22 protein-coding genes are annotated in these 24,613 nt (G+C 64.2%); 8 read left to right on the top strand and 14 right to left on the bottom strand.

From position 1 onward, the window contains the following. Positions 1-4: 4 nt before the first annotated feature. Genes kdpC through EA798_RS12745 form a run of 4 tightly spaced genes read right to left on the bottom strand, consistent with a single transcriptional unit; the run spans position 5 to position 4,475 of the window. Positions 5-571 (bottom strand): potassium-transporting ATPase subunit KdpC, encoded by a 567-nt coding sequence (kdpC, locus tag EA798_RS12760; RefSeq protein WP_122099342.1) that lies wholly within the window; start codon positions 569-571, stop codon positions 5-7. 42 nt (positions 572-613) lie between these two features. Then, a complete protein-coding gene (gene kdpB / locus EA798_RS12755) occupies positions 614-2,665 on the bottom strand; it encodes a potassium-transporting ATPase subunit KdpB (RefSeq protein WP_122099190.1) in 2,052 nt (683 codons plus the stop codon). An 11-nt stretch (positions 2,666-2,676) separates the two neighbouring features. Then, positions 2,677-4,377 carry a potassium-transporting ATPase subunit KdpA gene (kdpA, locus tag EA798_RS12750; RefSeq protein ID WP_122099189.1) on the bottom strand — a complete coding sequence of 567 codons (1,701 nt, stop codon included), beginning with the start codon at positions 4,375-4,377 and terminating at the stop codon, positions 2,677-2,679. Between the two features lie 8 nt (positions 4,378-4,385). Then, the gene (locus tag EA798_RS12745) at positions 4,386-4,475 is read right to left on the bottom strand and encodes a potassium-transporting ATPase subunit F (RefSeq protein WP_106155062.1); all 90 of its coding nucleotides are present in this window, start codon (positions 4,473-4,475) and stop codon (positions 4,386-4,388) included. Positions 4,476-4,671: 196 nt separating this feature from the next. Here EA798_RS12745 and EA798_RS12740 point away from each other — a divergent pair, with 196 nt between their 5' ends. Then, positions 4,672-5,025, top strand: a complete 354-nt coding sequence (locus tag EA798_RS12740; protein ID WP_122099188.1) for a YgaP family membrane protein — start codon at positions 4,672-4,674, stop codon at positions 5,023-5,025. 123 nt (positions 5,026-5,148) lie between these two features. Here the strand turns inward: EA798_RS12740 and EA798_RS12735 are convergent, their stop codons facing one another. Next, on the bottom strand, positions 5,149-6,039 hold the full coding sequence (locus tag EA798_RS12735; protein WP_106155063.1) for a LysR family transcriptional regulator: 891 nt from the start codon (positions 6,037-6,039) through the stop codon (positions 5,149-5,151). Between the two features lie 156 nt (positions 6,040-6,195). Between EA798_RS12735 and EA798_RS12730 the strand changes: the two genes are divergently transcribed. The 5 genes from EA798_RS12730 to EA798_RS12710 are packed head-to-tail and all read left to right on the top strand — an operon-like array spanning position 6,196 to position 11,742. Beyond that, on the top strand, positions 6,196-7,707 hold the full coding sequence (locus tag EA798_RS12730) for a CoA-acylating methylmalonate-semialdehyde dehydrogenase (RefSeq protein ID WP_122099187.1): 1,512 nt from the start codon (positions 6,196-6,198) through the stop codon (positions 7,705-7,707). Positions 7,708-7,754: 47 nt separating this feature from the next. Beyond that, the gene (locus EA798_RS12725) at positions 7,755-8,528 is read left to right on the top strand and encodes an enoyl-CoA hydratase (RefSeq protein WP_122099186.1); all 774 of its coding nucleotides are present in this window, start codon (positions 7,755-7,757) and stop codon (positions 8,526-8,528) included. 36 nt (positions 8,529-8,564) lie between these two features. Continuing rightward, complete coding sequence (gene mmsB / locus EA798_RS12720; protein ID WP_020306202.1) at positions 8,565-9,455, top strand: 3-hydroxyisobutyrate dehydrogenase; 891 nt, start codon at positions 8,565-8,567, stop codon at positions 9,453-9,455. Positions 9,456-9,457: 2 nt separating this feature from the next. Further along, complete coding sequence (locus tag EA798_RS12715) at positions 9,458-10,552, top strand: enoyl-CoA hydratase/isomerase family protein (protein WP_122099185.1); 1,095 nt, start codon at positions 9,458-9,460, stop codon at positions 10,550-10,552. 38 nt (positions 10,553-10,590) lie between these two features. Then, positions 10,591-11,742 (top strand): acyl-CoA dehydrogenase family protein, encoded by a 1,152-nt coding sequence (locus EA798_RS12710; protein WP_122099184.1) that lies wholly within the window; start codon positions 10,591-10,593, stop codon positions 11,740-11,742. A gap of 848 nt (positions 11,743-12,590) precedes the next feature. Here EA798_RS12710 and EA798_RS12705 read toward each other — a convergent pair. The 9 genes from EA798_RS12705 to EA798_RS12665 all read right to left on the bottom strand — a co-directional run bounded on the left by EA798_RS12705 (position 12,591) and on the right by EA798_RS12665 (position 21,591). Beyond that, on the bottom strand, positions 12,591-12,809 hold the full coding sequence (locus EA798_RS12705) for a hypothetical protein (RefSeq protein ID WP_106155068.1): 219 nt from the start codon (positions 12,807-12,809) through the stop codon (positions 12,591-12,593). Positions 12,810-13,129: 320 nt separating this feature from the next. Then, positions 13,130-14,212, bottom strand: coding sequence for a CaiB/BaiF CoA transferase family protein (locus tag EA798_RS12700; protein WP_122099183.1), 1,083 nt, complete (start codon positions 14,210-14,212; stop codon positions 13,130-13,132). Between the two features lie 73 nt (positions 14,213-14,285). Further along, positions 14,286-15,905, bottom strand: a complete 1,620-nt coding sequence (locus tag EA798_RS12695; RefSeq protein ID WP_122099182.1) for a long-chain fatty acid--CoA ligase — start codon at positions 15,903-15,905, stop codon at positions 14,286-14,288. 135 nt (positions 15,906-16,040) lie between these two features. Next, positions 16,041-17,180, bottom strand: a complete 1,140-nt coding sequence (locus EA798_RS12690) for an acyl-CoA dehydrogenase (protein ID WP_122099181.1) — start codon at positions 17,178-17,180, stop codon at positions 16,041-16,043. Positions 17,181-17,190: 10 nt separating this feature from the next. Then, positions 17,191-18,375 carry an acetyl-CoA C-acyltransferase gene (locus EA798_RS12685; RefSeq protein ID WP_122099180.1) on the bottom strand — a complete coding sequence of 395 codons (1,185 nt, stop codon included), beginning with the start codon at positions 18,373-18,375 and terminating at the stop codon, positions 17,191-17,193. An 11-nt stretch (positions 18,376-18,386) separates the two neighbouring features. After that, complete coding sequence (locus tag EA798_RS12680; RefSeq protein WP_122099179.1) at positions 18,387-19,154, bottom strand: SDR family NAD(P)-dependent oxidoreductase; 768 nt, start codon at positions 19,152-19,154, stop codon at positions 18,387-18,389. A 177-nt stretch (positions 19,155-19,331) separates the two neighbouring features. Continuing rightward, positions 19,332-20,399 (bottom strand): AraC family transcriptional regulator, encoded by a 1,068-nt coding sequence (locus EA798_RS12675; protein ID WP_122099178.1) that lies wholly within the window; start codon positions 20,397-20,399, stop codon positions 19,332-19,334. Between the two features lie 71 nt (positions 20,400-20,470). Next, on the bottom strand, positions 20,471-20,908 hold the full coding sequence (locus EA798_RS12670; protein WP_106155075.1) for a YqaA family protein: 438 nt from the start codon (positions 20,906-20,908) through the stop codon (positions 20,471-20,473). Positions 20,909-21,135: 227 nt separating this feature from the next. Next, the gene (locus EA798_RS12665) at positions 21,136-21,591 is read right to left on the bottom strand and encodes a hypothetical protein (RefSeq protein ID WP_015277234.1); all 456 of its coding nucleotides are present in this window, start codon (positions 21,589-21,591) and stop codon (positions 21,136-21,138) included. A gap of 263 nt (positions 21,592-21,854) precedes the next feature. On the opposite strand from EA798_RS12665, the gene EA798_RS12660 reads away from it, so the two are divergent. Together EA798_RS12660 and EA798_RS12655 are read left to right on the top strand one after the other, a co-directional pair. Continuing rightward, entirely contained in the window at positions 21,855-22,961 is a 1,107-nt protein-coding gene (locus EA798_RS12660) for a glutaredoxin family protein (RefSeq protein WP_122099177.1), read from the top strand. Positions 22,962-23,025: 64 nt separating this feature from the next. After that, positions 23,026-24,612: a tetrathionate reductase family octaheme c-type cytochrome gene (locus EA798_RS12655; RefSeq protein ID WP_122099176.1), complete on the top strand. Its 1,587-nt coding sequence runs from the start codon at positions 23,026-23,028 to the stop codon at positions 24,610-24,612. The last annotated feature ends 1 nt before the right edge of the window (position 24,613 follow it).

The following is a 24,613-nucleotide window of genomic DNA, read 5'->3' as shown; positions in this document are numbered from 1 at the left end:
CACATCACTCGCTGGGGGCAGGCAGGCGATTGTCAGCCAATGCAAGATTCAGAGCCAGCACGTTGACCACAGCGGGTCCCACCAGAGGGGCTTCCAGGTGTTCGATCAGCAAGCGCTCCAGACGCTCGGGCTGGATGCCCCGAGCCGCCGCCACCCGTGAGGCCTGGAAACGGGCGGCAGCCAGGGTCAGGTGTGGGTCGAGCCCACTGGCCGAAGTCGTCACCAACTCCATGGGCACCGGCTTCGTAGGGCTGCCAGCCCATTCGATTACCCGCGCACGGACCTGATCCGCCAGTTCCGGGTTACTGGGTGCCAGGTTGCTGGCACCGCTGGCCACCGTCTCGTAGTCCCCCGCCGAGGGGCGCGGATGGAACCACTGCACGCCTTCGAAACGCTGGGCCAGCAGGCTGCTGCCACGCACCTGGCCGCTGGCATCACGAACGAGGCTGCCGTTGGCCTGTTCGGCAAAGGCGAGCTGCGCCACAGCCGTGACCAGCAGCGGATAAGCGCCCCCTGTGATCAGGGTCATCAGGACCAGCAGGACGAACGCCGGACGAAGTTGTTTGAGCATCATTTCATCTCCAGAAGCCGCGCCAGTGAGGCGCGGCGGGATTCAGACCAGACCAGTCGCGGTCAGGAGCAGATCGATCAGCTTGATCCCAACGAACGGCGCCAGTAGCCCACCCAGTCCGTAGATCAACAGGTTGCGCCGTAGCAGGCTGGCTGCGTCGGCCGCCTTGATGCGTACGCCACGCAGCGCCAGCGGGATCAGGACGACGATGATCAGCGCGTTGAATATGATCGCCGACAGGATTGCGCTCTCCGGGCTGTGCAGCTGCATCAGGTTCAGTGCAAAGAGCTGCGGATAGATGCCGATGAACAATGCCGGCAGGATGGCGAAGTACTTCGCCACGTCGTTGGCGATCGAAAAGGTCGTCAGCGCGCCCCGTGTCACCAGCAGCTGCTTGCCCACCTGAACCACGTCGAGCAGCTTGGTCGGATCGGAGTCCAGATCGACCAGATTCGCCGCCTCCCGCGCAGCCTGGGTGCCGTCGTTCATCGCCATGCCGACATCGGCCTGCGCCAGCGCTGGCGCATCATTGGCGCCATCGCCGCACATGGCGACCATCTTGCCTTCGGCCTGCTCCTGGCGAATGCGCTGCAATTTCTTCTGCGGCGTCGCTTCGGCGATCAGATCGTCGACCCCCGCCTCGGCTGCGATCGCGGCTGCGGTCAGCGGGTTGTCCCCGGTAACCATCACCGTACGTATGCCCAGCTGGCGCAGCTCGGCGAAGCGCTCGCGTATGCCAGGCTTCACGACATCCTTGAGGTGGATGGCGCCCAACAAACGGTCATCGGCGCATACCAGCAAAGGCGTGCCACCACTCTGAGCGATCTTTTCCACCTCACGTGCCAGTACCGGCGGAACCTGCTCGCGCGTCATGCCGAGATGGTCAAGCACGGCGTCTACGGCGCCCTTGCGATAGCGGCGGCCCTGATGATCGGCACCGGATAAACGGGTTTCGGCGCTGAATGGAATATTGCTGACGTTCTGTGTGGACGGCTCCGCCATGGGCGACAGGGCTCGCAGGTATTCCACGATGGATTTGCCTTCGGCTGTGTCGTCCGCCAGCGAAGAGAGCAATGCCGCATACGACAGCTCGGTGGTGGAAATGCCGGGGGCCTTCACCATTGCGCTGCAGCGCCGGTTGCCGAAGGTGATGGTGCCGGTCTTGTCCAATAGCAGCACCTGGACGTCGCCGGCCGCCTCCACTGCCCGGCCTGACTTGGCGATCACGTTGAGCCGCACCAGACGATCCATGCCGGCGATGCCGATCGCCGACAACAGCCCGCCGATCGTCGTCGGAATCAATGTCACCAGCAGCGCGACCAGAAAGACCAGAGGCAGGTCGCCGCCGGCGAAGCGGGCATATGGCTGCAGCGTGGCGACCACCACGAGAAAGATCAGCGTCAGCCCGATCAACAGGACGTCCAGCGCGATCTCGTTGGGCGTTTTCTGCCGCTTGGCCCCCTCGACCAGGGCGATCATTCGGTCCAGTGTGGATTCGCCCGGATCGCTGCTGATGCGCACCAAAAGCCAATCGGACACCACGCGGGTATTGCCCGTAACGGCCGAGCGATCCCCTCCCGACTCGCGGATCACCGGTGCAGACTCCCCGGTGATCGCCGCCTCGTTGACGGCCGCGATGCCTTCGATGACTTCGCCGTCACCGGGAATCAGCTCGCCGACCTCGACCCGTACCACATCGCCGCGCCGCAGGCTGCTCGCCGCCACCTGGCGGTAATTGCCATCGTCATCGCGCAGGCGCGCTTCGAGTCCCTGCACGCCTGCCTTGAGGCTATCCGCCCGCGCCTTGCCACGCCCTTCGGCAAGCGCTTCGGCAAAGTTGGCGAAGAGCACGGTGAACCACAGCCATAGCGCTATCTGTATTGCCACCGGGCGACCGACCGCCGCGTCAGGCAGGAAACACAGCAGCGTGGTCGCTACAGCGGCGAGTTCGACCACAAGCATCACCGGAGATCGGGCGAGCCGGCGTGGGTCCAGTTTGACCAGGGCCTGCAGCAGCGCCGGCTTGCACAGCGCGGCAAAGGATGTGGCAGGTTGTTGCTCGGCACTTTCGAGTGCCGTTTGACGGACGTTCATCAGGACGCTCCTCAGAAGCCTTGCAGCAGGACGAAGTGTTCGGCGAGCGGGCCGAGCGCGAGGGCCGGCAGGAATGTCAGCCCGCCGACCAGCAGGATCACCAGGGTCAACAGCGTCACGAACAGCGGTCCGTGGGTGGGAAAGCTGTTGGCATCGAGCGGTGCGCGGTTCTTCGCCGCCAGACTGCCGGCAATCGCCAGCACCGGCAGGATGAAACCAAAGCGCCCCAGCAGCATGGCGAGCGCGATCATCAGGTTGTGATAGGTCGTGCCGGCACCAAAACCGGCGAACGCCGAGCCGTTATTGCCGGTACCCGAGGTATAGGCGTACAGGATCTGGCTCAGCCCATGAGGGCCAGGATTGGTGATCGAGGCGGCGGGCCCCGGCAAGCTCACACCGAGCGCAGCCAGCACCAGCACACCCACCGGCATCACCAGCAGCGACGCCACCAGCAGGCGGACCTCGCGCGCTTCGAGCTTCTTGCCCAGGTACTCGGGTGTGCGCCCGATCATCAGTCCCGCCAGGAAAACCGTGACCAGCACGAACAGCAACATGCCGTACAAGCCTGCGCCAACACCGCCGAACACGATCTCGCCCAGCATCATGTTGAACATCGGCACCATGCCGCCAAGGGGGCTGAAGCTGTCATGCATGGCATTGACCGAGCCGTTCGAAGCCGCGCTGGTCACGGTCGCCCATAGCGCCGAGGCGGCAATGCCCAGACGGCTTTCCTTGCCTTCCAGCGGCCCTGTCTGCTCCACGGCAATGCCGACAAACGCGGGATTGGGCTGATGCTCGGCGAGCAGGGTCGTGCCCAGACCGAGTGAGAACAGCACCAGCATGCAGGCCAGAATCGCCCTGCTCTGCCGAAGGTCGCGAACGTAGTGGCCGAACATGAATACCAGTGCGGCCGGCAGCAGCAGGATCGCTGCAACTTCCAGCAGGTTGCTCCAGGCTGTCGGATTCTCGAACGGGTGAGCCGAATTGACACCGAAGAAGCCGCCGCCGTTGGTGCCCAGCTGTTTGATCGCGATCTGGCTGGCTGCCGGCCCCAGTGGAATGCTCTGCTCGCCGCCCTGCAGCGTCACCACCTGCGCGTATTCCGCCAGGCTTTGCGGCACGCCCTGCCACACCAGCAGCAGCGCCAGGATCAGGCTGAACGGCAGCAGCCCGTACAGCACCGCGCGGGTCATATCGACACAGAAATTGCCGACTGCACCCGCATTGCGGCGCGACAGTGCGCGGCAGAACACCACCAGCACCGCCAGGCCGACCGCCGGGCTGACGAAGTTCTGCACACCCAGACCCAGCATCTGGCTGAAATAGCTGAGCTGTGCCTCACCGCTATAGGCCTGCCAGTTGGTGTTGGTGACGAAGCTCACTGCCGTGTTCAGCGCCAGGTGCCATTCGAGCCCGGGCAGCTGCTGCGGATTCAGCGGAAGCTGCCCCTGCAGCATCAGCATCGAAAGCAGACCCAGGAGGCTGAGCGCAGTCAGCCCGAGCAGTGCCAGGCAGTAGCTCATCCAGTTCTGTTCGCGCTCCTGATCAATACCGGCAATGCGATAACACAGCCGCTCGACCGGCTGGAATACAGGTGTCAGCCAGGTGCGTTCGCCCTCCATTGCACGGTACAGATAGCGCCCGAGCCAGGGTGCTGGCGCCAGCACGAGGATGAAGAACGCCGCGATCAGCCAGTAGTCGTTGGCGTGCATGCGGCCTCCTAACTACGTTCGGCGCGCAACAGCGCAGCCAGCAGGTAGAAGAAGAGAAGGATGGCCAGGCCCAGTGCGAGCCCGTCGAGGATAGTCATGGGTAATGCTCCGTATGACGCGTCAATGCGTGTACGGAGTCTCGAGGCAGCCGGCGTAAAGATTCGATTGTGTTACCGGTCAGGGGGCGTAAAAAAACCGTAAATTCTGACGTTGGTCTTGCGCCGCCGCTCGGACCGGAACGCTACCCGCACGCCGCAGTCATCTATAAACCACCTGCATAGAGGATGCCGCGTCATGATCAAGCAAATGTTCGCCAAATCCGCCCCACAGAACGTCCACGGCTGGGAACGCGCCGCCTCGCTGGCCGGCGGCCTGGTGTTGATGGGCAAAGGGCTGCGTCGTGGCGGAATTTTCGGTCTGGCCGAGCTGGCAATGGGCGGCATGGCCCTGGCCCGCGGCATCAGCGGCCGTTGCGAGGGCAAGCGCCTGTTGACCGAGATGGAAGCGAAACCGGCACTGCCAAGCCAGCGCTACAGCCATATGCCGATGGATTCCGAAGTGCACAGTTCGGACTTCACCGATACCAGCGTACAGATGCCGGACTCCACCCCCATGGGGAACGAAAGCCGCACCACGCCGCGCGTCTGATCGACCGGGCGGCGCCTCGATGATGTGCCGCCTGCGCATAACTGCCATACACGGCTGAAGCGTAAAGCTCCCGGCGCTCTCGCGGCGCCGCCCTGATTCTCTGGACAGCTCGGCCAGCGATAACTACTGGCCCAGCAGTCGGCCCTGGTTCTGCTGCGCCATTTCCTTCAGGTAATCCCAGGTCGTGCGCATGCGCGCCAGGTCCTTGAACTCGATCGGCATCAGCATCCAGAAGGTGCGGGTAAAGCTGACCTCCTCCGGCAGCAGCAGTCGCAACCGCGGATCGGCGTCGGCGGAAAACGCCGGCAGGATCGCGATTCCCGCCCCCATCGCCACCGCTTCCTGCTGCGCCAGCAGGCTGGTACTGCGCAGGCCGATGGAGCGGGCGTCGGCGATGCCATCGAGAAACAGCAGCTCCTTGCTGAACAGCAGGTCATCCACGTAGCTGACGAAGCGGTGCTCTGCCAGATCCTCGCGGCTGCGGATCGGCGGGTGTTCGTCGAGATACGCCGGCGAGGCATACAGCCGCAGCACGTAGTCGGTCAGCCGGGTGATGATGAACGGCCCGCGCTCCGGGCGTTCCAGGGTGATGACGATGTCCGCCTCGTGACGCGACAGGCGCACCGCGCGCGGCAGCGCCAGCAGGTCGATGTTCAGGTGCGGATAGCGCCGGCTGAGCCCGGTGAGCTGGCCGGCGAGCATCACCGTGCCGTAACCCTCGGTGGCGCCGATGCGTACCTGCCCGGAAAGGCCATCACCCATGCTCGGCAACGAATGCTCGATGGCCACGCTGGCGCTTTCCATCGCTTCCACTCGCGGCAGCAGGTTGCGCCCGGCTTCGGTGAGCTTGTAGCCACCCGGCTCGCGCAGGAACAGCTGCAGGCCCATGCTTTTTTCCAGCGCCTGCAAACGACGGGACACGGTGGTGTGGTCCACGGCGAGCCGGCGCGCCGCGGTCGTCAGCCGCCCCGCTCGGGCGACCTCGAGGAAATAGCGCAGATTGTCCCAGTCCATGGTTGAAGCCTCCATTAGCCCCTGTGCATTTATGCAGAGCGACTCTGCAGTCGATCGCATTGTAATGTGGTTTTTTGCATTGCTACATTCGGTGCAACTGGTCGCAGCCGTCCGCGAGCCATAACAACAACAGTGCCTTCTCAGGCGGAGAGCCTTATGACAACGTCCAGCTCCATTCCTACCGTCAAATTGCTGATCGACGGTGAATTTATCGAATCGACCACGCAGGACTGGCGCGATGTCGTCAACCCGGCGACCCAGGAAGTCCTGGCGCGCGTGCCGTTTGCGACTGCCGAGGAAATCGACCGCGCCGTCGCCAGCGGCCAGAAAGCCTTCAAGACCTGGCGCAAGACACCGATCGGTGCGCGGGCGCGCATCTTCCTCAAGTACCAGCAACTGATTCGTGAAAACATGAAGGAGCTGGCGGCGATCCTCACCGCCGAACAGGGCAAGACCCTGGCCGATGCCGAGGGCGACGTGTTCCGCGGCCTGGAAGTGGTCGAGCACGCCGCCGGTATCGGCAACCTGCAGCTCGGCGAGCTGGCGAACAACGTCGCGGCGGGCGTCGATACCTATACCCTGCTGCAGCCGCTGGGCGTCTGCGCCGGCATCACGCCGTTCAACTTCCCGGCGATGATCCCGCTGTGGATGTTCCCGATGGCCATCGCCACCGGTAACACCTTCGTCCTCAAGCCGTCCGAGCAGGACCCGATGGTCACCATGCGCCTGTGCGAACTGGCGCTGGAAGCCGGTGTGCCGCCGGGCGTGCTCAACGTGGTGCATGGCGGCGCGGATGCGGTAAATGCGATCTGCGACCACCCGGATATCAAGGCGGTTTCCTTCGTTGGCTCGACCAGGGTCGGCACCCATGTCTACAACCGCGCCAGCCAGGCCGGCAAGCGCGTGCAATGCATGATGGGCGCGAAGAACCACGCCATCGTGCTGCCCGATGCGCACAAGGAACAGACCCTCAACAACCTCGCCGGTGCCGCTTTCGGTGCGGCCGGCCAGCGCTGCATGGCGCTGTCGGTGGTGGTGCTGGTGGGTGAAGCGCAGGCCTGGATTCCCGATCTGGTGGCCAAAGCGCAGACGCTCAAGGTCAACGCCGGTGTCGAGGCCGGCACCGATGTCGGTCCGCTGGTTTCCTGCGCGGCGCTGGATCGCGTCAGCGGGCTGATCGAACGCGGCGTACGCGAAGGCGCCAAGCTGGAGCTGGACGGCCGCAACCCGAGCGTCAGCGGCTACGAAAAGGGCAACTTCGTCGGCCCGACGATCTTCTCCGGCGTCACCCGCGAGATGAGCATCTATCAGGAAGAAATCTTCGGCCCGGTCCTGTGCGTCATGGCGGCGGCGACCATGGACGAAGCCATCGAGCTGATCAACGCGAACCCCAACGGCAACGGCACCGCCATCTTCACCCGCTCCGGCGCGGCGGCGCGGCACTTCCAGGAAGAGATCGACGTGGGTCAGGTGGGCATCAACGTACCGATCCCGGTGCCGGTACCGATGTTCTCCTTCACCGGTTCACGCGCTTCCAAGCTTGGCGACCTCGGCCCCTACGGCAAGCAGGTGGTGCAGTTCTACACCCAGACCAAGACCATCACCGAGCGCTGGTTCGATGAAAACGAGGTCGGCGGCCCGGTCAACACCACCATCAACCTGAAGTGACATCACCCACCGGGCCGGCGGACGCGCCGGCCCTCAAGGACGCTGAAATGACATTCGAAACCCTGCTCGTCGACATCCAGGAGCGCGTTGCGCTGATCACCCTAAACCGGCCGCAGGCGCTCAACGCGCTCAATGCGCAGCTGATCAGCGAACTGAACCAGGCCCTGGGCCAGCTCGAGGCCGATCCGCAGATCGGTTGCATCGTGCTCACCGGCTCGGCCAAGGCGTTCGCCGCCGGCGCCGACATCAAGGAAATGGCCGAGCTGTCCTACCCGCAGGTCTATCTCGACGATCTGTTCGCCGAAGCCGACCGCATCGCCACGCGCCGCAAGCCGCTGATTGCCGCCGTCGCCGGTTACGCCCTGGGTGGCGGCTGCGAGCTGGCATTGCTTTGCGACATGATCTTCGCCGCCGACAACGCGCGTTTCGGCCAACCGGAAGTCAACCTCGGCGTGCTGCCGGGCATTGGCGGCACCCAACGCCTGACCCGCGCAGTGGGCAAGGCCAAGGCGATGGACATGTGCCTGACCGGTCGCCAGATGGACGCCGCCGAAGCCGAGCGCGCCGGCCTCGTCGCCCGTGTGTTCCCGGCCGACGCCCTGCTGGAGGAAACCCTCAAGGCCGCCCGGGTGATCGCCGAGAAATCCCTGCCGGCCACCATGATGATCAAGGAAAGCGTCAACCGCGCCTTCGAGACCACGCTGGCCGAAGGCATCCGCTTCGAGCGTCGTGTGTTCCACGCGGTGTTCGCCACTGCCGACCAGAAGGAAGGCATGGCCGCGTTCAGCGAGAAGCGCAAGCCTGAGTTCACCAATCGCTAAGCCGCATCTGGCCATAACAACAAGAGGAAACACGCCATGCATATCGGATTCATCGGCCTGGGCAACATGGGCGCGCCCATGGCCCACAACCTGCTCAAGGCAGGCCACCAGCTCAGCGTCTTCGACCTCAACGCCGCGGCCGTCGAAAACCTGGTCGGCGCCGGCGCGCTGCCGGTCGACTCCCCGACCGCCATCGCCCAGGGCAACGCCGAACTGATCATCACCATGCTGCCGGCCGCCGCCCATGTGAAGAGCGTGTACCTGGGCGAGAACGGCCTGATCGCCAGCAGCCGTGCCGGTGTGATGCTGATCGACTGCTCCACCATCGATCCGCACAGCGCCCGCGAAGTGGCCAAGGCCGCCGCCGAGCATGGCAACCCGATGCTCGACGCACCGGTCTCCGGCGGCACCGGCGGTGCAGCAGCCGGCACCCTGACCTTCATGGTCGGTGGCAGCGATGCGGACTTCGATCGTGCACAACCGATCCTCGCGGCCATGGGCAAGAACATCGTGCACTGCGGTGCAGCCGGCAACGGCCAGGTGGCCAAGGTCGCCAACAACATGCTGCTGGGCATCTCCATGATCGGCGTCGCCGAGGCGATGGCGCTGGGCGTCGCGCTGGGCATGGATGCCAAGACCCTGGCCGGCGTGATCAACACCTCCAGCGGCCGCTGCTGGAGCTCGGATACCTACAACCCCTTCCCCGGCGTGCTGGACAACGTACCGGCCTCCCGCGGTTACAGCGGCGGCTTCGGCAGCGACCTGATGCTCAAGGACCTGGGCCTGGCCACCGAGGCCGCCAAGCAGGTGCGCCAGCCGGTGATCCTCGGCGCCCTCGCCCAGCAGCTCTACCAGAGCTTCAGTGCCCAGGGTCATGGCGGCCTGGACTTCTCGGCGATCATCAATCAGTACCGCAAGGACACCTGACCATGAGTGCAACCGAACGCCCCGTGCTGGCCGCCGTACGCAACCACGTCGGCCACCTCACCCTCAACCGCCCGGCCGGGCTGAATGCGGTGACCCTGGAAATGGTCCGCCTGCTGCAACAGCAGCTCAGCGCCTGGGCGGCCGATCCGCAGATCCATGCCGTGGTGCTGCGCGCCAATGGCGAGAAGGCCTTCTGCGCCGGCGGTGACATCCGTTCGCTGTACGACAGCTTCCAGCGCGGCGACACCGAGCACGAAACCTTCTTCGAGGAGGAATACGCCCTCGACCAGTACATCCATGCCTACCCGAAGCCACTGCTGGCGCTGATGGATGGCTTCGTCCTCGGCGGTGGCATGGGCCTGGTCCAGGGCGCGTCGCTGCGCGTGGTCACCGAGCGCGTGCGCATGGGCATGCCGGAAGTCGGTATCGGCTATTTTCCCGATGTCGGCGGCAGCTATTTCCTCTCACGCCTGCCGGGTGAGCTTGGCACCTACATGGGCGTCACCGGCCTGCAGATCCGCGCAGCCGATGCGCTGCACGTCGGTCTGGCGGACTGGTGCGTCAGCCACGACCAGATCGCCGAGCTGGATCGTTGCCTCGACCACATGAGCTGGTCCGTCCATCCGCAGGAGGCGTTGCGCACCCTGGTGGCGACGCTGGGCAGCAACAAACTGCCGGGTTCCGAGCTGAAGGCGCTGCATCAGGCCATCGACGAGCATTTCGGCAAAAGCGATGTGGCGGCGATTCGCGCATCACTGGCCGCCGAGACACGCCCGGAGTTTGCCGACTGGGCCGAGGAAACGCTCAAGGTGCTCGACAGCCGCTCGCCCTTGGCCATGTGCGTGACCCTGGAGATGCTGCGTCGCGGCCGCGAACTGCCGATCGCCGACTGCTTCGCCCTGGAGTTGCATCTGGACCGTCAATGGTTCGCCAAGGGCGACATCATGGAAGGCGTGCGTGCGCTGATCATCGACAAAGACAAGTCACCGCACTGGAATCCGCCGACGCTGGCAGAGGTCACGCCGGAACGCGTCCAGGCGTTCTTCGACGGCTTCAAGGCCACCACCGGCAAGACACGCCGCAGCGCCACGGCCTGAACCTCTTTTGCAGCACAACAACAAGAAGAGACCGCGCAATGCATGACCTCGAACTCAGCGAAGACCAACGCATGATCCGCGACATGGCGCGCGACTTCGCCCGCCGCGAGATCGCCCCCCATGCACAGGCCTGGGAAAAGGCCGGCTGGATCGACGACGCCCTGGTCGCCCAGATGGGTGAGCTTGGCCTGCTCGGCATGGTCGTCCCGGAAAAATGGGGCGGCAGCTACATCGACTATGTCGCCTACGCCCTGGCCGTGGAGGAAATCTCCGCCGGCGACGGCGCCACCGGCGCGCTGATGAGCATCCACAATTCGGTGGGCTGCGGCCCGGTGCTGAATTACGGCTCGCAGGCGCAGAAGGACGAGTGGCTGGCCGAACTGGCCAGCGGTCGCGCCATCGGCTGCTTCGCCCTCACCGAACCGCAGGCCGGCTCCGAGGCGCACAACCTGCGCACCCGCGCCGAACTGGTGGACGGCCAGTGGGTGCTCAACGGCAGCAAGCAGTTCTGCAGCAATGCCAAGCGGGCGAAGTTGGCCATCGTCTTCGCGGTGACCGATCCGGACCTCGGCAAGAAGGGTCTTTCCGCATTTCTGGTGCCTACCGATACCCCTGGCTTCGCGGTGGAACGCAGCGAACACAAGATGGGCATCCGCGCCTCGGACACCTGCGCGGTCTCGCTCAGCGACTGCCGAATCCCGCAGGCCAACCTGCTCGGCGAGCGTGGCAAGGGCCTGGCGATTGCGCTGTCGAACCTCGAAGGCGGACGCATCGGCATCGGCGCGCAGGCCTTGGGCATCGCCCGTGCGGCCTTCGAAGCGGCCCTGCTCTACGCCCGCGAGCGCGTGCAGTTCGGCAAACCGATTGCCGAGCACCAGAGCATCGCCAACATGCTCGCCGACATGCAGACCCAACTGAATGCGGCGCGTCTGCTGATTCTGCATGCCGCGCGGCTGAAGAGCGCCGGCCTGCCGTGCCTGTCCGAGGCCTCCCAAGCCAAGCTGTTCGCCTCGGAAATGGCGGAGAAGGTCTGTTCGCAGGCGGTGCAGATCCACGGTGGCTACGGCTATCTCGAGGACTACCCGGTGGAGCGCTACTACCGCGATGCGCGTATCACGCAGATCTACGAGGGTTCGAGCGAAATCCAGCGCCTGCTGATCGCGCGGGAGCTGGCGAACTACGCGCTGTAAGCGCCACTGCTTGCTGGGCGAATGCCGTGCTGCGAACCGACAGCTCGGCATTCGCCATAGGCGTGTTTTCCCGCGAGAGCGCCAGCCAGACATGTATCCAAGCCGACTCAACGACACAGACAACGCCTGACAAACCGGCTGCTGTTATGCGGGCCCAATAAAAAGGGGAGCCGCTAGGCTCCCCTTCAGGGCGTGTTGCTTTGTTCTTCTTCTGCTTACGGGCTTGTTGTTTTTGTTGGTAGCCCGGCCGGACATCGTCCGAGTAGCAGTCCCATAAAGGGACATAAAGAACAAACGGATTATTTTGGTCGCTGATGTTGCCACTGCCCTCACGGGCTCAACCGGTTCTGGAGCTGCCTCAAGGCAGTTTTATTGTTCTCGGTCCGGTCGACAGGAAACCTGTCGGGCAATTCCTCTCCAAAAGAATCAGTTTGCTACGTCTCCCACCTGCTTGTTTTTATTGTGTCGGAGTCGCTACGTGTTGTTTTTGTTATTGGGTGTGCTTTCTTGTTCTTGTTATGCCATTAACAAAGCATTCGCCGTGCCAGTTTTCACAAATCCTTATTTTTCAATAGGTTGCGATTTATCCAGGCAGGCACTCCACAGAATCCACGCCTGATTCGTTACCGCCCACCTCAGCGGCCGTTACGCTGTACAAAAGGAGTAACACCTTGGGTGTAACCGCCTGTGCGGCTGGCCAAGGGAAATCGCGACGGTTGCAGTAAACCGAGTGTTTGGCAGGCTGGTGGCCCCTCAATGCAAGACACCCCGGCAGTGATTCACTGTCAGGGTGTCGATCGCTCGATAGGCATAGGAAGGTTCTTCGGCTGGTTAGCGCCTGAATCGTATCAGGCGTCTGCTGCAAGCACAGCAGTTTCCTTGCGTCTGGCCAGGTAATCGCAGGCCATGATGGCCAGCAGTGGAACAACCCCGACACTGAGGGCAGCATGCCAGGATCCGACGAGGGCCACGAAGAGCATCCCCACGATAACGATCGCGGCAACGCAGTGGGCCAGGAAGCGGCACAATTCAAGCGCAACTACTTGTTGCTCGGCATTATTATTCATGACGTTTGACTCCCCGTTTTTGTTGTAATAAGCAGCCTCGTTTTCATAGTAGTCAGCTGACGCCAAGTAGCAACCCTAACCGACGTGCGGCACGTCTAGCCCGCGTATTACAGGCCTTGCACTCGACTTTGGTCGTGTCCAGTCATTACTTTGGGCCAAGTTGGAACATAAGTGTTGTATATGGCGGAATCGATTTCCTGACTGCATGTCCAATAAAAGACTTGCCAGCCGCAAATAAATTAAACCGGCTGAGATGCCGTGCCATTGAAGTGCGCTGGATATCTCTTTCGACCTGCCGAAGCCCGCCTAGCCCTACCCTTTTACTCCCAACCTCCGTCCGAACCGCAACGCAAGGTTCGCCTGGCCTTGCCTGGGGTACGTGAAAAACGCGGGGCCGGTGCCGCTTGGGCAAGGCCATCGAGTTCCTGATAAACGCCTCGTTGACGCAGGTGTGGATGCTGCGCCGCTTCAGCGAGCTCCAGCACCGGCGCGAAGCATGCGTCGCTGCCCTCCAGCAAGGCGCACCATTGAGCCTGGGTACGGGTGACGAACAGGCGCTCCAGCAGGTCAACCTGTGCGGGCCATTGAGCAGGATCGTCACAACCCGCCCATAGCGCCTCGGGTGCATCGATACGCTCCAGTAGTTCGCGCCAGAACTGAGGCTCGAGCGGACCGATGGCAATTTCGCGGCCGTCCGCGCAGCGGTAACAGCGGTAGTTCGGTGCTGCACCGGCCAGCGGATTGCGCTCGCGCCGCATGTCGATTCGCCCGCCTGGCAACAGACCGGCGAAGAAGGTCATCAGCGATGACACGCCATCGACGATCGCCGCATCGATCACCTGGCCCTGCCCCGAACATTCACGCTCCCACAACGCGGCGAGAATGCCGACCGCAAGATAGAGCGAACCACCACCGAAATCGCCGACCAGGTTCAACGGCGGTATCGCCGTTCCGCTCTCGCCGCGGATTGCCGCCAGCGCACCGGTCAAGGCGATGTAGTTGATATCGTGCCCGGCGGCCCTGGCCAGCGGGCCGGTCTGGCCCCAACCGGTCATGCGGCCGTAGATCAGTTTCGGATTACGCTGCAGCAGTTCCTCCGGCCCGAGCCCGAGCCTTTCCATCACCCCGGGGCGGAAGCCTTCGATCAGCACGTCGGCGCTCTGCGCCAGCTCAATGCAGCGCGCACGCCCGGCTTCGCTGCGAATATCCAGCGTCAGCGTGCTGCGCCCACGATCGACCACCGGATTGGGCCAGCCATTGCCACCCTCGCGCTCGATGCGCAGCACTTCAGCGCCCATGTCCGCCAGCAGCATTGCGCAGTGCGGGCCTGGCCCGATCCCTGCGAATTCCAGCACACGCAGGCCTTTCAACGGGCCCTGCCTTACCTCGACGCTCTCACTCATCATGTCTCTCCTGATTCGCGCGCACGGGAACGCCCCGCGCCTGTAGGTACGGGGCGTCCTTTCCGGCAAACGGTTACTGATTCGCGGCGGTCAGCTGGTTCTCGACCAGATGGTTGCGATAGCGCTCGCGCAGCACTTTCTTGTCGATCTTGCCGGTGGCGGTCAGCGGCACCGCGTCGAAGATCACCGCATCCGGCATCCACCACTTGACGATGTTCGGCTCCAGATGGGCGAGGATCTTCTCCACGGTGACTTCGGCATCGGCATGCGGCTCGATCACCAGTACCGGACGCTCTTCCCATTTGGGGTGGAACACGCCGACCACCGCTGCCACCTTCACACCGGGACAGGCCGCCGCGACGTTCTCGATATCGATGGAGCTGACCCATTCGCCGCCGGACTTGATCACGTCCTTGCTGCGGTCGGTGATACGCATGAAGCCGTCGGCGTCCAGCGTGGCGATGTCTCCGGTGTCGAACCAGCCATCCTCATCCAGTGCGCTCACTTCGCTGCGGTAGTAGCGCTCCACCGTCCAGGGTCCGCGCACCTTGAGGCTGCCGGAACTGACGCCGTCGCATGGCAGCTCACGCCCCTCCTCGTCGACGATCTTGAGTTCGATGCCGAATTGCAGGCGCCCCTGGCGCGTCCAGATGGTGTCGTTGGTGGCCTGCTGGCCACGTTCGGCCAGTTTCGGCGTCGGCGTCGCCACCACGCCCAGGGGACTGGTTTCGGTCATGCCCCACAGCTGGCAGACCGCCACGCCGTACTTGGTCTGGAAGGTCTCGGCCATGGCCCGCGGCACGGCGGACCCGCCGATCACCAGCCGTGCCAGGCTGCCGGAATCCTCACCACTGCGTTCCAGATGGGCGAGGTACATGGTCCAGATGGTCGGCACGCCGCCGGACAGGGTCACGCCCTCGGTCTTGATCAGTTCCTGCAGGCTTGCGCCGTCCATCTTGTCGCACGGCAGCACGAACTTGCAGCCATTGATCGCCGCGGCAAATGGAATGCCCCAGGCGGTGCCGTGATAGAGCGACGAGCACGGCATGATGCAGTCGAAGGCGGACAGCCCGAACGCGCCGGACAACCCGGCGGCCATCGCATGCAGCACGACCGAACGGTGGCTGTAGAGCACGCCCTTGGGGTCGCCGGTGGTGCCGGAGGTGTAGCAGAGCACCGCGCCGGCGTTCTCGTCGAACTGCGGCCAGTCCAGCGGCTGCTCGGCGGCGATCAGTTGTTCGTAGCCCAGGACATTCTCCAGGCCGGAACTGGGTTGCGCAGCCAGCTCGATGAAATGCCGGATATTGCCCAACCGCGGCCGCAGCCGCGCGACGCAGGCAGCGAAGCTGCTGTCGAACAAGAGCACCTGGCTGCCGGCGTGGTTGATGGTGTAGACGATCTGTTCGTCCGACAGCCGCGGGTTGGCCGTGTGCAGCACCGCGCCGATGCCGGGCACGGCGAAGAACAGCTCGTAGTGACGATGGGTATTCCAGGCCAGCGACGACACGCAGTCGCCGGGGCCGATGCCGAGCTTGCCCAGCATGCTGGCGGCCTGTGCCGAACGGGCGGCGAGCCCGGCATAGTCATAACGCCAGAGGGGTTCGTCGACCAGCCGCGAGACGATTTCGCGATCACCGTGAGCACGGGCGGCGTGGGTGACGATGCTGCTGATCAACAGGGGGGCGTTCTGCATCAATCCTGGTTGCATGTTTCCTACCTCTATCTTGTTTTTATTGTGCAAGTACCGGTCGAGGAAACGGCGTTCTACCGGCACCACTTGAAATCACGTATCGATGCGCCGCAGGGCACGCAGGCGCAGCTGCTTCGGTCAGGCCGGCCCTCCGAGGTTGCGCGCGATGACCAGGCGCTGAATATCGCTGGTGCCTTCGTAGATCTGGCAGACCCGCACGTCGCGGTAGATACGCTCCACCGGGAAGTCGGACAGGTAGCCATAGCCGCCCAGGGTCTGCATCGCTGCCGAGCAGACCTTTTCCGCCATCTCCGAGGCGAACAGCTTGGCCATCGAGGCCTCCACCAATGCCGGCCGTCCGGCCTCGCGCAGCGCCGCAGCGTGATGGACCATCTGCCGTGCCACAGCGATCTGGGTCGCCATGTCGGCCAGACGGAACGCCACGGCCTGATGCTCGATGATCGGTTTGCCGAAGGTTTCGCGGTCGCGGGCATAATCACGCGCCGCTTCGAACGCCGCGCGGGCCATGCCCACCGCCTGGGCGGCGATGCCGATGCGTCCGCCTTCCAGGTTTGCCAGGGCAATGCGGTAGCCTTCGCCCTCCTCGCCCAGCCGGTTGGCCACTGGCACGCGCAGGTCCTCGAAGGCGATCTGGCAGGTATCCGAGGCGTGCTGGCCGAGCTTGTCCTCGACCCGCACCACCTGATAGCCGGGGCTGTCGGTAGGTACGATGAAGGCACTGATGCCGCGCTTGCCGGCGTCTGGGTCGGTCACCGCAAAGACGATCACCGTGCCGGCATGCTTGCCCGACGTGATGAACTGCTTGGCGCCATTGAGCACGTAATGATCACCCTCGCGCCGGGCGCGGGTGCGCAGGCTGCTGGCATCGGAACCGGCCTGCGGTTCGGTGAGAGCGAAGGCGCCGATCTGCTCGCCGCGTGCCAGTGGAGCAAGGAAGTCGCGCTTTTGCTGATCGTTGCCGAAACGCAGGATCGGCACGCAGCCCACCGAGTTGTGCACGCTCATGATGGTCGAGCAGGCGCCGTCACCGGCGGCGATCTCTTCCAGTGCCATGGCATAGGCCAGGTAGCCGGTGTCGCTGCCACCCCACTGCTCCGGCACCAGCATGCCGAAGAAGCCGAGCGCGGCCATTTCGCCGATTGCCTCGGCGGGATAGCGATGCTCGCGGCTCCACTGTTCGGCGAACGGCTTCAGGCGTTCCTGAGCGAACTGGCGAGCCATCTCGGCGATCGCGTTTTGATCTTCATTGGGCAGCATGGATGCCTCCTCAGATCAGTTCGACGGCCATGGCGGTGGCTTCGCCGCCGCCGATGCAGATCGCCGCCACGCCACGGCGCAGACCGCGGGCACGAAGGGCCGAAAGCAGCGTCACCAGAATCCGCGCACCGGACGCACCGATCGGATGACCGAGCGCACAGGCGCCACCGTTGACGTTGACCTTGGCGTGGTCCAGGCCCAGCTCGCGGATGCTGGCCATGGCGACGACCGCGAAGGCTTCGTTGATCTCGAACAGATCCACGTCGTCAATCGACCAGCCGGTGCGTTCCATCAGTTTGCGGATCGCGCCGATTGGCGCCGTGGTGAACAGGTTCGGTGCATCGGCGTAGGCCGCATGGCCGTGGATCACCGCCTGCGGCTGCAGGCCCCAGCGCTCGGCTTCGGAGCGACGCATCAGCAGCAGCGCGGCGGCGCCGTCGGAAATCGAGCTGGCGTTGGCCGCAGTCACCGTGCCGCCCTCGCGGAACGCCGGTCTCAGGGTGGGGATCTTTTCCGGCATCGCCTTGGGCGGCTGCTCGTCATCGCGGATCTGGCGCTGCTGTTTGCCCTGGGTAACCTCCAGCGCAACGATCTCATCGGCGAAGCGCCCTTCGCTGATCGCCACCTGCGCCCGGCGTAGCGATTCCAGCGCGAACGCGTCCTGCTCTTCACGCGTGAAACTGAACGTATCGGCACATTCCTCGGCGAAGGTGCCCATCAGGCGGCCCTTGTCGTAGGCATCTTCCAAGCCGTCTAGAAACATATGGTCCAGCACCCGACCGTGCCCCATGCGGTAGCCGCCGCGGGCGCGGTCGAGCAGATACGGCGCGTTGGACATGCTTTCCATGCCGCCGGCGACGACGATCTCCGCGCTGCCCGCCAGCAGCTGGTCATGCGCCACGATCACCGTCTGCATGCCCGAACCGCACATCTTGTTGACCGTCGTGCAGGTGGTGGCACGGGTCAGCCCGGCGCCGAGAGCGGCCTGGCGTGCCGGTGCCTGGCCCTGACCAGCGGGCAGCACGCAGCCCATCAGCACGTCCTGCACGTTCTCGGCCGGCAGGCCGCTGCGTTCCACCGCTGCGCGGATGGCGGCAGCGCCGAGCTGCGAGGCGGTCATGCCCTGCAGGTCACCCTGGAAACCACCCATGGGCGTGCGCGCGCTGCTGACGATTACGATCGGATCATCTTTCATCTCTGCTTCCTTCACTTGGCGGCCATGCGCAAGGCGCCGTCGAGGCGGATCACCTCACCGTTGAGCATGCTGTTCTCGAAGATGTGCCGCACCAGCGCGGCGTATTCGGCCGGGTGGCCCAGGCGTGGCGGAAACGGCACGCCGGCGGCCAGCGAGTCACGGACTTCCTGGGTCATGCCGGCCATCATCGGCGTCTCGAACACGCCGGGGGCGATGGTCATCACGCGGATGCCGAAGCGCGCCAGCTCGCGGGCAGCCGGCAGCGTCATGCTGACCACACCGCCCTTGGACGCGGCATAGGCCGCCTGGCCGATCTGCCCGTCGAAGGCAGCGATCGAGGCGGTATTGATGATCGCGCCGCGCTCGCCGCCTTCGTCAGGCGCGTTCTCGGCCATGGCCTCGGCAGCCAGGCGCAGCATGTTGAAGCTGCCGATCAGGTTGATGCCGACGATGCGACTGAAGCCGTCCAGACTGTGCGGGCCGTTGCGACCGAGGACCTTTTCGCCGCCGGCGACGCCGGCACAGTTGACCAGCCCGTGCAGCGCGCCGAAATGTTCGCGGGCGGTGGCGACGGCATGCCGCGCGGCCTGTTCGTCACGAATGTCGGCAACGACGCCCAGCGCATTGGCCCCCAGCCCCTCGGCAGTGGCATTGGCCGCCGCTTCATCCAGGTCGGCCAGCACAACCTTGCCACCCGCCTCGACCAGCGCCTGGGCCGCGGCAGCGCCAAGGCCGGAGGCGCCGCCCGTAATGAGGAATACCTTGTCGCGAATCTGCATGGCTCTCTCCCGTGCTTGTTGTTATTCGGTGCGAAGCCGGGGTTATCTTTGGACAGCCACACGGGTGCGGCAATGGTCGATGTTCTCAACCTGCCTGACCGTTTTGGCCAATGGCAAAACGCGACTACGCCAACGCCGCGGTGTGCGTCAGCGAGCTGAAGCTGCGAGGCGAGGGAATCAGCGCCGTACCGGCGCCAGGATCAGATTGCGGTAATGGCCCGGATTGATACCCGTCCACTTGCGGAACGCCTTGTAGAACGAGCTGACATCGGCAAACCCAAGGCGCTCGGCGATTTCCCCGTAGCTGATGGCGGCATCGGCCAGCCACTCGGTGGCCATTTCCTGGCGCAAGCCGTCCTTGATCGCCTGATAAGGCTGCCCCGCCTCCGCCAGCCGGCGACGGAACGTCGAGGCCGAGATGCACAGCGTCTGTGCCAGCGTCTCACTGTCCGGCCAGCGTTCGGCAGGCAGGCTGCGCAGGTGCTGCTTGATGCGACTGGCCAGGCTGGAGTGATCACGGTAGCGCACCAGAATGTTCGCCGGGGCCTCGGCAAGGAACGCACGCAGCTCCGCTTCGCTGCGACGGATTGGCAGATCGAGCACTTCGGCAGCAAAGATGATCCGCGTCGAGGGTCGGCCGAAACGCAGGTTGTCGGAAAACATTACCCGGTAATCGTCCGTGTAGTCCGGCTCGGCACAACGCAACTCGACCGCCAGCAGCGGGATGCGCCGCCCCACCAGCCAGCAGGCCAGACCGTGCAGGAGCATCCAGAAGGTGAAGTAGCAGAAGGCTCGCGCCGGCTCGGCGTTGCGCTCGCGCAGTACCACCTCTGCCAGGCTCTGGCTGCGGATCAGCTTGCCGCGCAGGTTCTCCAGCCCCAGGCCGAGAAACTCCAGCGCGTGAACCAGCGCCTTCTCCAGCGTGGGCTGTTGCAGGCAGCTGCGGCTGAGAAAAACGAAGCTGCCCGAGCGCAGCCGGCGCGGGTCCATGCCGAAGAATTCGTCGTCGAAGCGCCGCGCCAGGCGCAGCCAGAGTTGCGAGTAGTCGCGCACGTCCATGCGGCCGTCGGGATCTTGCAGGCAGGCGGGGTCGAGACCGATTTCCTCCAGCAGTTGCTCGGCGCTCAGCCGCGGCCCGACGAAACCGAGCAGCGCCTCGGCCACCAAACGGACGCTGATGCTGTCACGGCTGGCACTAGCCGTGCCAACCGCTGCGTCTGCTGTCGTTTGTGCCTCAATGGTCATGCCGCGCGGATTCCTGCCGGTTGTCGATGGCGCATGATCGGCCAGGCATGGTCTCGCTGTCAGCCTTTGTGTCACATCCAGCCGAGCGTCAGCCCCATCACGATCAGATAACGTGCGGTCTTGGCCAGGCTAACGATCAGCAGAAAGCTCCATAACGGCTCGCGCATGACACCCGCGACCAGCGTAAGCGGGTCACCGATGATCGGCACCCAGCTGAGCAGCAAGGTCCAGCGACCGTAGCGATGGTAGCTGTGCTGCGCCTTCGTCAGTTGCCGCTCGTTGACCGGAAACCAGCGCTTGTGGCGAAAATGCTCGACGTAACGCCCGAGCAGCCAGTTCACCACCGAGCCCAGCACATTGCCGAGGCTGGCCACGGCGACCAGGGCCCAGACCGTGTAGCGTTCGGAAAGAAGGAGGCCGGCGAGCACCGCCTCGGACTGCATCGGTAGCAGCGTGGCGGCACCGAACGCCGCGAGAAAAAGACCGAGATAGCCGGAGAGCGACACCATCGATATGCAACCGTAACCATGCTGACTGACGGCGCGCAGTATGCGGGAAAAGGCGCAGCCCTGAGGGGCGTTGTCGACGGATCATGCTGGGACCGGCTTCGGGGTTTCCAGGCACATCGGTCCGCTGTCTCGGCGCGATTAGGGGGCGGCCGGGTGAGCAGCCCCTCACGGTAACACTCTGCGCGAGTGAACATCGAAGCCAAACCCAACGGTCACGCCGCACGGCACTACATTTCGTGAATACGGCTCACCTGGCGGGCCAGCCGCATGGTTTCGTGCTCTTCCAGCTGCAACAAGTCCTCGGCCAGGTTGCGGGCACCGTCGATCTCGGCACGGCGGGCCAGGGAGCGGTAGAGATCGATCACCTGGTTGTGAATGGTGAAGATATCCAGCGAGATCTCTTCCACCGTCATGGTGTCGTAAGCCTTGCAGGCCTGATTGCGCAACACCGGATTGCGTGTCAGATAGTCGTAGATCCAGGTATGCAATGCCTTCGGGTCGGCATGCTTCTCGATCTTGTCGACCGTTTCCGCCAGGGCTCGCTCGTGATCGGCGATGTAGACCAGCAGCCATTTGGCGCGGGTCTCCTCGTGCTTGTCGGAACAGCGAGCCATGCAACGAGCCAGCATGGCATGGGTGTCGCGTGTCCAGTCGATCAGGTCTTCGAATCGCTCGATCTTCATCGCCAAAATCTCCGCTGGTAGGACGGCAAACAGCACGGCACAGGCCTGTCTCACCGGTGCCTGATTCTGTCCGTTTGTCAGGTCCGGTTCCATGACGCTGATTAAGAGATTAGCCCACCCTGCTGCGCCACGGCCGCTCACACCGCGCAACCTTGCTACAGATCATTGCTGACCGGAAAAAGACGGTCGAGGATGGACGTGGATTCGCAAACCATGTGCCATCGCCCCGCCGGCGGCGTGGCCCGCACCAGGGAAGCACGCTCATGTACCACGTCCTGTTGCGCGGGGCTCTGTTGATGCTTCTGGGAATACTGGCCAGCGCTCCTGCCTTTGCCAGCGCAACGGTGCTTGAAGTGTTCGTGCGCGACGGCTGCCCGCACTGCAGCGCAGCCAAGGTGTATCTCGCGGAGCTGTCCACGCAGCATCCGGAGCTGGAGATTCGCCTGCGGGAAGTCGATCGCGATCCTGCCGCTCGCGCCGATCTGCTACGCCTGTCCCGTGAGGCCGGCGCCTGGCCCCCGGCGGTGCCGACATTCGTCATCGGCGATCAGTTGCTGGTGGGCTTTGACGACGCTGCGCACAGCGGCGCCAGGCTGCTCGCCTTGATCGGGCAACGCGTCCAGCGACCGGGGACGGTTGAATCCACGCTATTCGGCACGCTCAGCCTTGAGCGTCTGGGTCTGCCGGCATTCACCCTTGCCCTCGGCCTGCTGGACGGCTTCAACCCCTGTGCGATGTGGGTACTGCTCTTTCTGCTGTCGCTGCTGGTTCGTCTGCAGGATCGACGGCGCATGGCTGCGATCGCGGGAACCTTCGTCCTGATCAGCGGCGCGGTGTACTACCTGTTCATGGCGGCCTGGCTGAACCTGTTTCTGTTCGTTGGCGTATCGCCGCTAATCGCCACCGGACTGGCGCTGCTGGCGATGCTGATCGGCTTCATCAACCTGCGCGACGGGCTGCGCCCGGAAAGCGGCTTCGCGCTTTCGATACCCGCCAGCGCCAAGCCGGGCCTGTATGCGCGCGTACGCCGCATCCTGCAAACCCGGAGCCTGTTGCCCGCTCTCGGCGGCGTTGCGCTGCTGGCCGTCGTGGTCAATTTCGTCGAGCTGCTGTGTACCGCCGGCCTGCCGGCGATCTACACCGCAGTCCTGGCCCAGCAGCAGTTGAGCGCACTCGCCCACCACGCCTATCTGGGTCTCTACATTATTGGTTATATCGCCGACGACGCACTGATGGTCGCAATCGCCGTGCTCGCGCTGAGCAGCCGCAAGCTTACGCAACGCTCTGGCGCCACGCTGAAGCTCATCAGCGGCGCGGTGATGCTCGCCCTGGGCCTCGTCATGCTGCTAAAGCCGCAATGGCTGCAATAGCAGATTGCCAGGGGTGACCTATGCTGGAACCGAGGGCCGCTGCCATGCAGCAAGGGAGAGGCAAATGAGAGCATTCCGCCAGTGCATCACCGCCCTGCTGTTAGCGCCACTCCTGCTTTCAGGCGGCTTCGCGCAAGCCTCCACCGCCGATCACACCCTCTTCGAGGCATTGCAGGGTCCGTTCGCCAGCGGCGAAGAGGTCACACGGGCCTGCCTGAGTTGTCATAGCAAGGCCGCCAGCCAGGTCATGGCCACACGACATTGGACTTGGGATTACATCAACCCGGATACCGGCCAGCGCCTGGGCAAGAAGACCATGCTCAATGGCTTCTGTATCGGCGACCGCTCGAACGAGGCGTTCTGCCAGTCCTGCCACATTGGCTACGGCTGGAAAGACGCCAGTTTCGACTTCACCGACGAGAGCAAGGTCGACTGCCTCGCCTGTCACAACACCGGCAACTACCTGAAGCTTGCTGGCCTCGCCGGCCATCCACCGTTGGTACGCAGCGAAACCGCGCCCGGTTCAGGCAAGTTCGTCGAGCCCGTGGACCTGGCAGCGGTGGCGCGCCAGGTCGGTGCCACCAGCCGGCGCACCTGTGGCACCTGCCATTACTACGGCGGTGGCGGCGACGGCGTTAAGCACGGCGATCTCGATTCGTCACTCAATTCGCCGCCACCTGAGCTGGACGTGCACATGGCCGCCGACGGCCTCGACTTCGCCTGCTCAACCTGCCATGTCGCCGAAGAGCATCGGATTGCCGGCAGCCGCATCAACGTTACCGCCAGCGATCCGCGCAACGCAGCCACCCGAGGTCAGCGAAGCGAGCGCAACCGCTCGACGTGCCAGTCCTGCCATGGCGACAAACCACACCAGGGGAACCTGCTGCACGCCGGACGTCTGAATGATCACACCAGTGTGCTGGCTTGCCAGAGCTGCCATATACCGACATTCGCCCGCGGTGGTGTGCCTACCAAGATGGCCTGGGACTGGTCCACCGCCGGGAAGATGGGGCCTGACGGCAAGCCATATCAGACACGCAACGAGCGTGGTCAGGTTCTGTACGACAGCCGCAAGGGCAGCTTCATCCTCGGCGAGGACGTAGTGCCGGACTATGTCTGGTTTGACGGCCGGGTTACTTACGTGCAACCCGACACGGTCATCGACCCGACCAGTCGCGTTCCGATCAACCGCTTTCATGGTGTGCCGGGGGCTGCCGATGCGCGAATCTGGCCGGTAAAAACCTTCCATGGCCGCCAGCCATACGACACCGAGTACCTGACATTGCTTGTGCCGCATACCGCGCTGCCGAACGATACGGCGTTCTGGTACAACTTCGACTGGGCCAAGGCTCTGCAAGCGGGTGCCGACGCCTCCGGCGCGCCCTATAGCGGCAAGTTCGACTTCGTTGACACCTCGATGCTGTGGCCCATCACCCATATGGTTGCGCCGAAGGAACAGGCAGTCGATTGCGCGCAGTGCCATACCCGGCAGCAAAGCCGACTCGCGGGCGTGCCCGGTATCTGGTTGACCGGCAACCATCACAGTCCCCTGCTCGATCGCATCGGCTTTGGCCTGGCTGGAGTGGCCCTGCTGGGCGTCTTCGCTCATGCCGCCTTGCGCGTGTCATCACGCCGCAGAAGGAGTCACTGAC

Origin of the sequence: Pseudomonas songnenensis (assembly GCF_003696315.1) — a bacterium.
GTDB lineage: Bacteria > Pseudomonadota > Gammaproteobacteria > Pseudomonadales > Pseudomonadaceae > Stutzerimonas > Stutzerimonas songnenensis.
Note: the sequence above shows the minus strand (reverse complement) of the source record. Positions and strands in the feature narration are given on the sequence as shown.

Coding starts and splice junctions, on each gene's coding strand:
- EA798_RS12670 (WP_106155075.1), bottom strand. CDS start 20,908: ATGGTGTCGCTCTCCGGCTATCTCGGTCTTTTTCTCGCGGCGTTCGGT.
- EA798_RS12690 (WP_122099181.1), bottom strand. CDS start 17,180: ATGCTGCCCAATGAAGATCAAAACGCGATCGCCGAGATGGCTCGCCAG.
- EA798_RS12710 (WP_122099184.1), top strand. CDS start 10,591: ATGCATGACCTCGAACTCAGCGAAGACCAACGCATGATCCGCGACATG.
- EA798_RS12705 (WP_106155068.1), bottom strand. CDS start 12,809: ATGAATAATAATGCCGAGCAACAAGTAGTTGCGCTTGAATTGTGCCGC.
- kdpB (WP_122099190.1), bottom strand. CDS start 2,665: ATGAACGTCCGTCAAACGGCACTCGAAAGTGCCGAGCAACAACCTGCC.
- EA798_RS12695 (WP_122099182.1), bottom strand. CDS start 15,905: ATGCAGAACGCCCCCCTGTTGATCAGCAGCATCGTCACCCACGCCGCC.
- EA798_RS12660 (WP_122099177.1), top strand. CDS start 21,855: ATGTACCACGTCCTGTTGCGCGGGGCTCTGTTGATGCTTCTGGGAATA.
- mmsB (WP_020306202.1), top strand. CDS start 8,565: ATGCATATCGGATTCATCGGCCTGGGCAACATGGGCGCGCCCATGGCC.
- EA798_RS12730 (WP_122099187.1), top strand. CDS start 6,196: ATGACAACGTCCAGCTCCATTCCTACCGTCAAATTGCTGATCGACGGT.
- kdpA (WP_122099189.1), bottom strand. CDS start 4,377: ATGCACGCCAACGACTACTGGCTGATCGCGGCGTTCTTCATCCTCGTG.
- EA798_RS12745 (WP_106155062.1), bottom strand. CDS start 4,475: ATGACTATCCTCGACGGGCTCGCACTGGGCCTGGCCATCCTTCTCTTC.
- EA798_RS12685 (WP_122099180.1), bottom strand. CDS start 18,375: ATGAAAGATGATCCGATCGTAATCGTCAGCAGCGCGCGCACGCCCATG.
- kdpC (WP_122099342.1), bottom strand. CDS start 571: ATGCTCAAACAACTTCGTCCGGCGTTCGTCCTGCTGGTCCTGATGACC.
- EA798_RS12735 (WP_106155063.1), bottom strand. CDS start 6,039: ATGGACTGGGACAATCTGCGCTATTTCCTCGAGGTCGCCCGAGCGGGG.
- EA798_RS12655 (WP_122099176.1), top strand. CDS start 23,026: ATGAGAGCATTCCGCCAGTGCATCACCGCCCTGCTGTTAGCGCCACTC.
- EA798_RS12700 (WP_122099183.1), bottom strand. CDS start 14,212: ATGAGTGAGAGCGTCGAGGTAAGGCAGGGCCCGTTGAAAGGCCTGCGT.
- EA798_RS12740 (WP_122099188.1), top strand. CDS start 4,672: ATGATCAAGCAAATGTTCGCCAAATCCGCCCCACAGAACGTCCACGGC.
- EA798_RS12680 (WP_122099179.1), bottom strand. CDS start 19,154: ATGCAGATTCGCGACAAGGTATTCCTCATTACGGGCGGCGCCTCCGGC.
- EA798_RS12715 (WP_122099185.1), top strand. CDS start 9,458: ATGAGTGCAACCGAACGCCCCGTGCTGGCCGCCGTACGCAACCACGTC.
- EA798_RS12675 (WP_122099178.1), bottom strand. CDS start 20,399: ATGACCATTGAGGCACAAACGACAGCAGACGCAGCGGTTGGCACGGCT.
- EA798_RS12665 (WP_015277234.1), bottom strand. CDS start 21,591: ATGAAGATCGAGCGATTCGAAGACCTGATCGACTGGACACGCGACACC.
- EA798_RS12725 (WP_122099186.1), top strand. CDS start 7,755: ATGACATTCGAAACCCTGCTCGTCGACATCCAGGAGCGCGTTGCGCTG.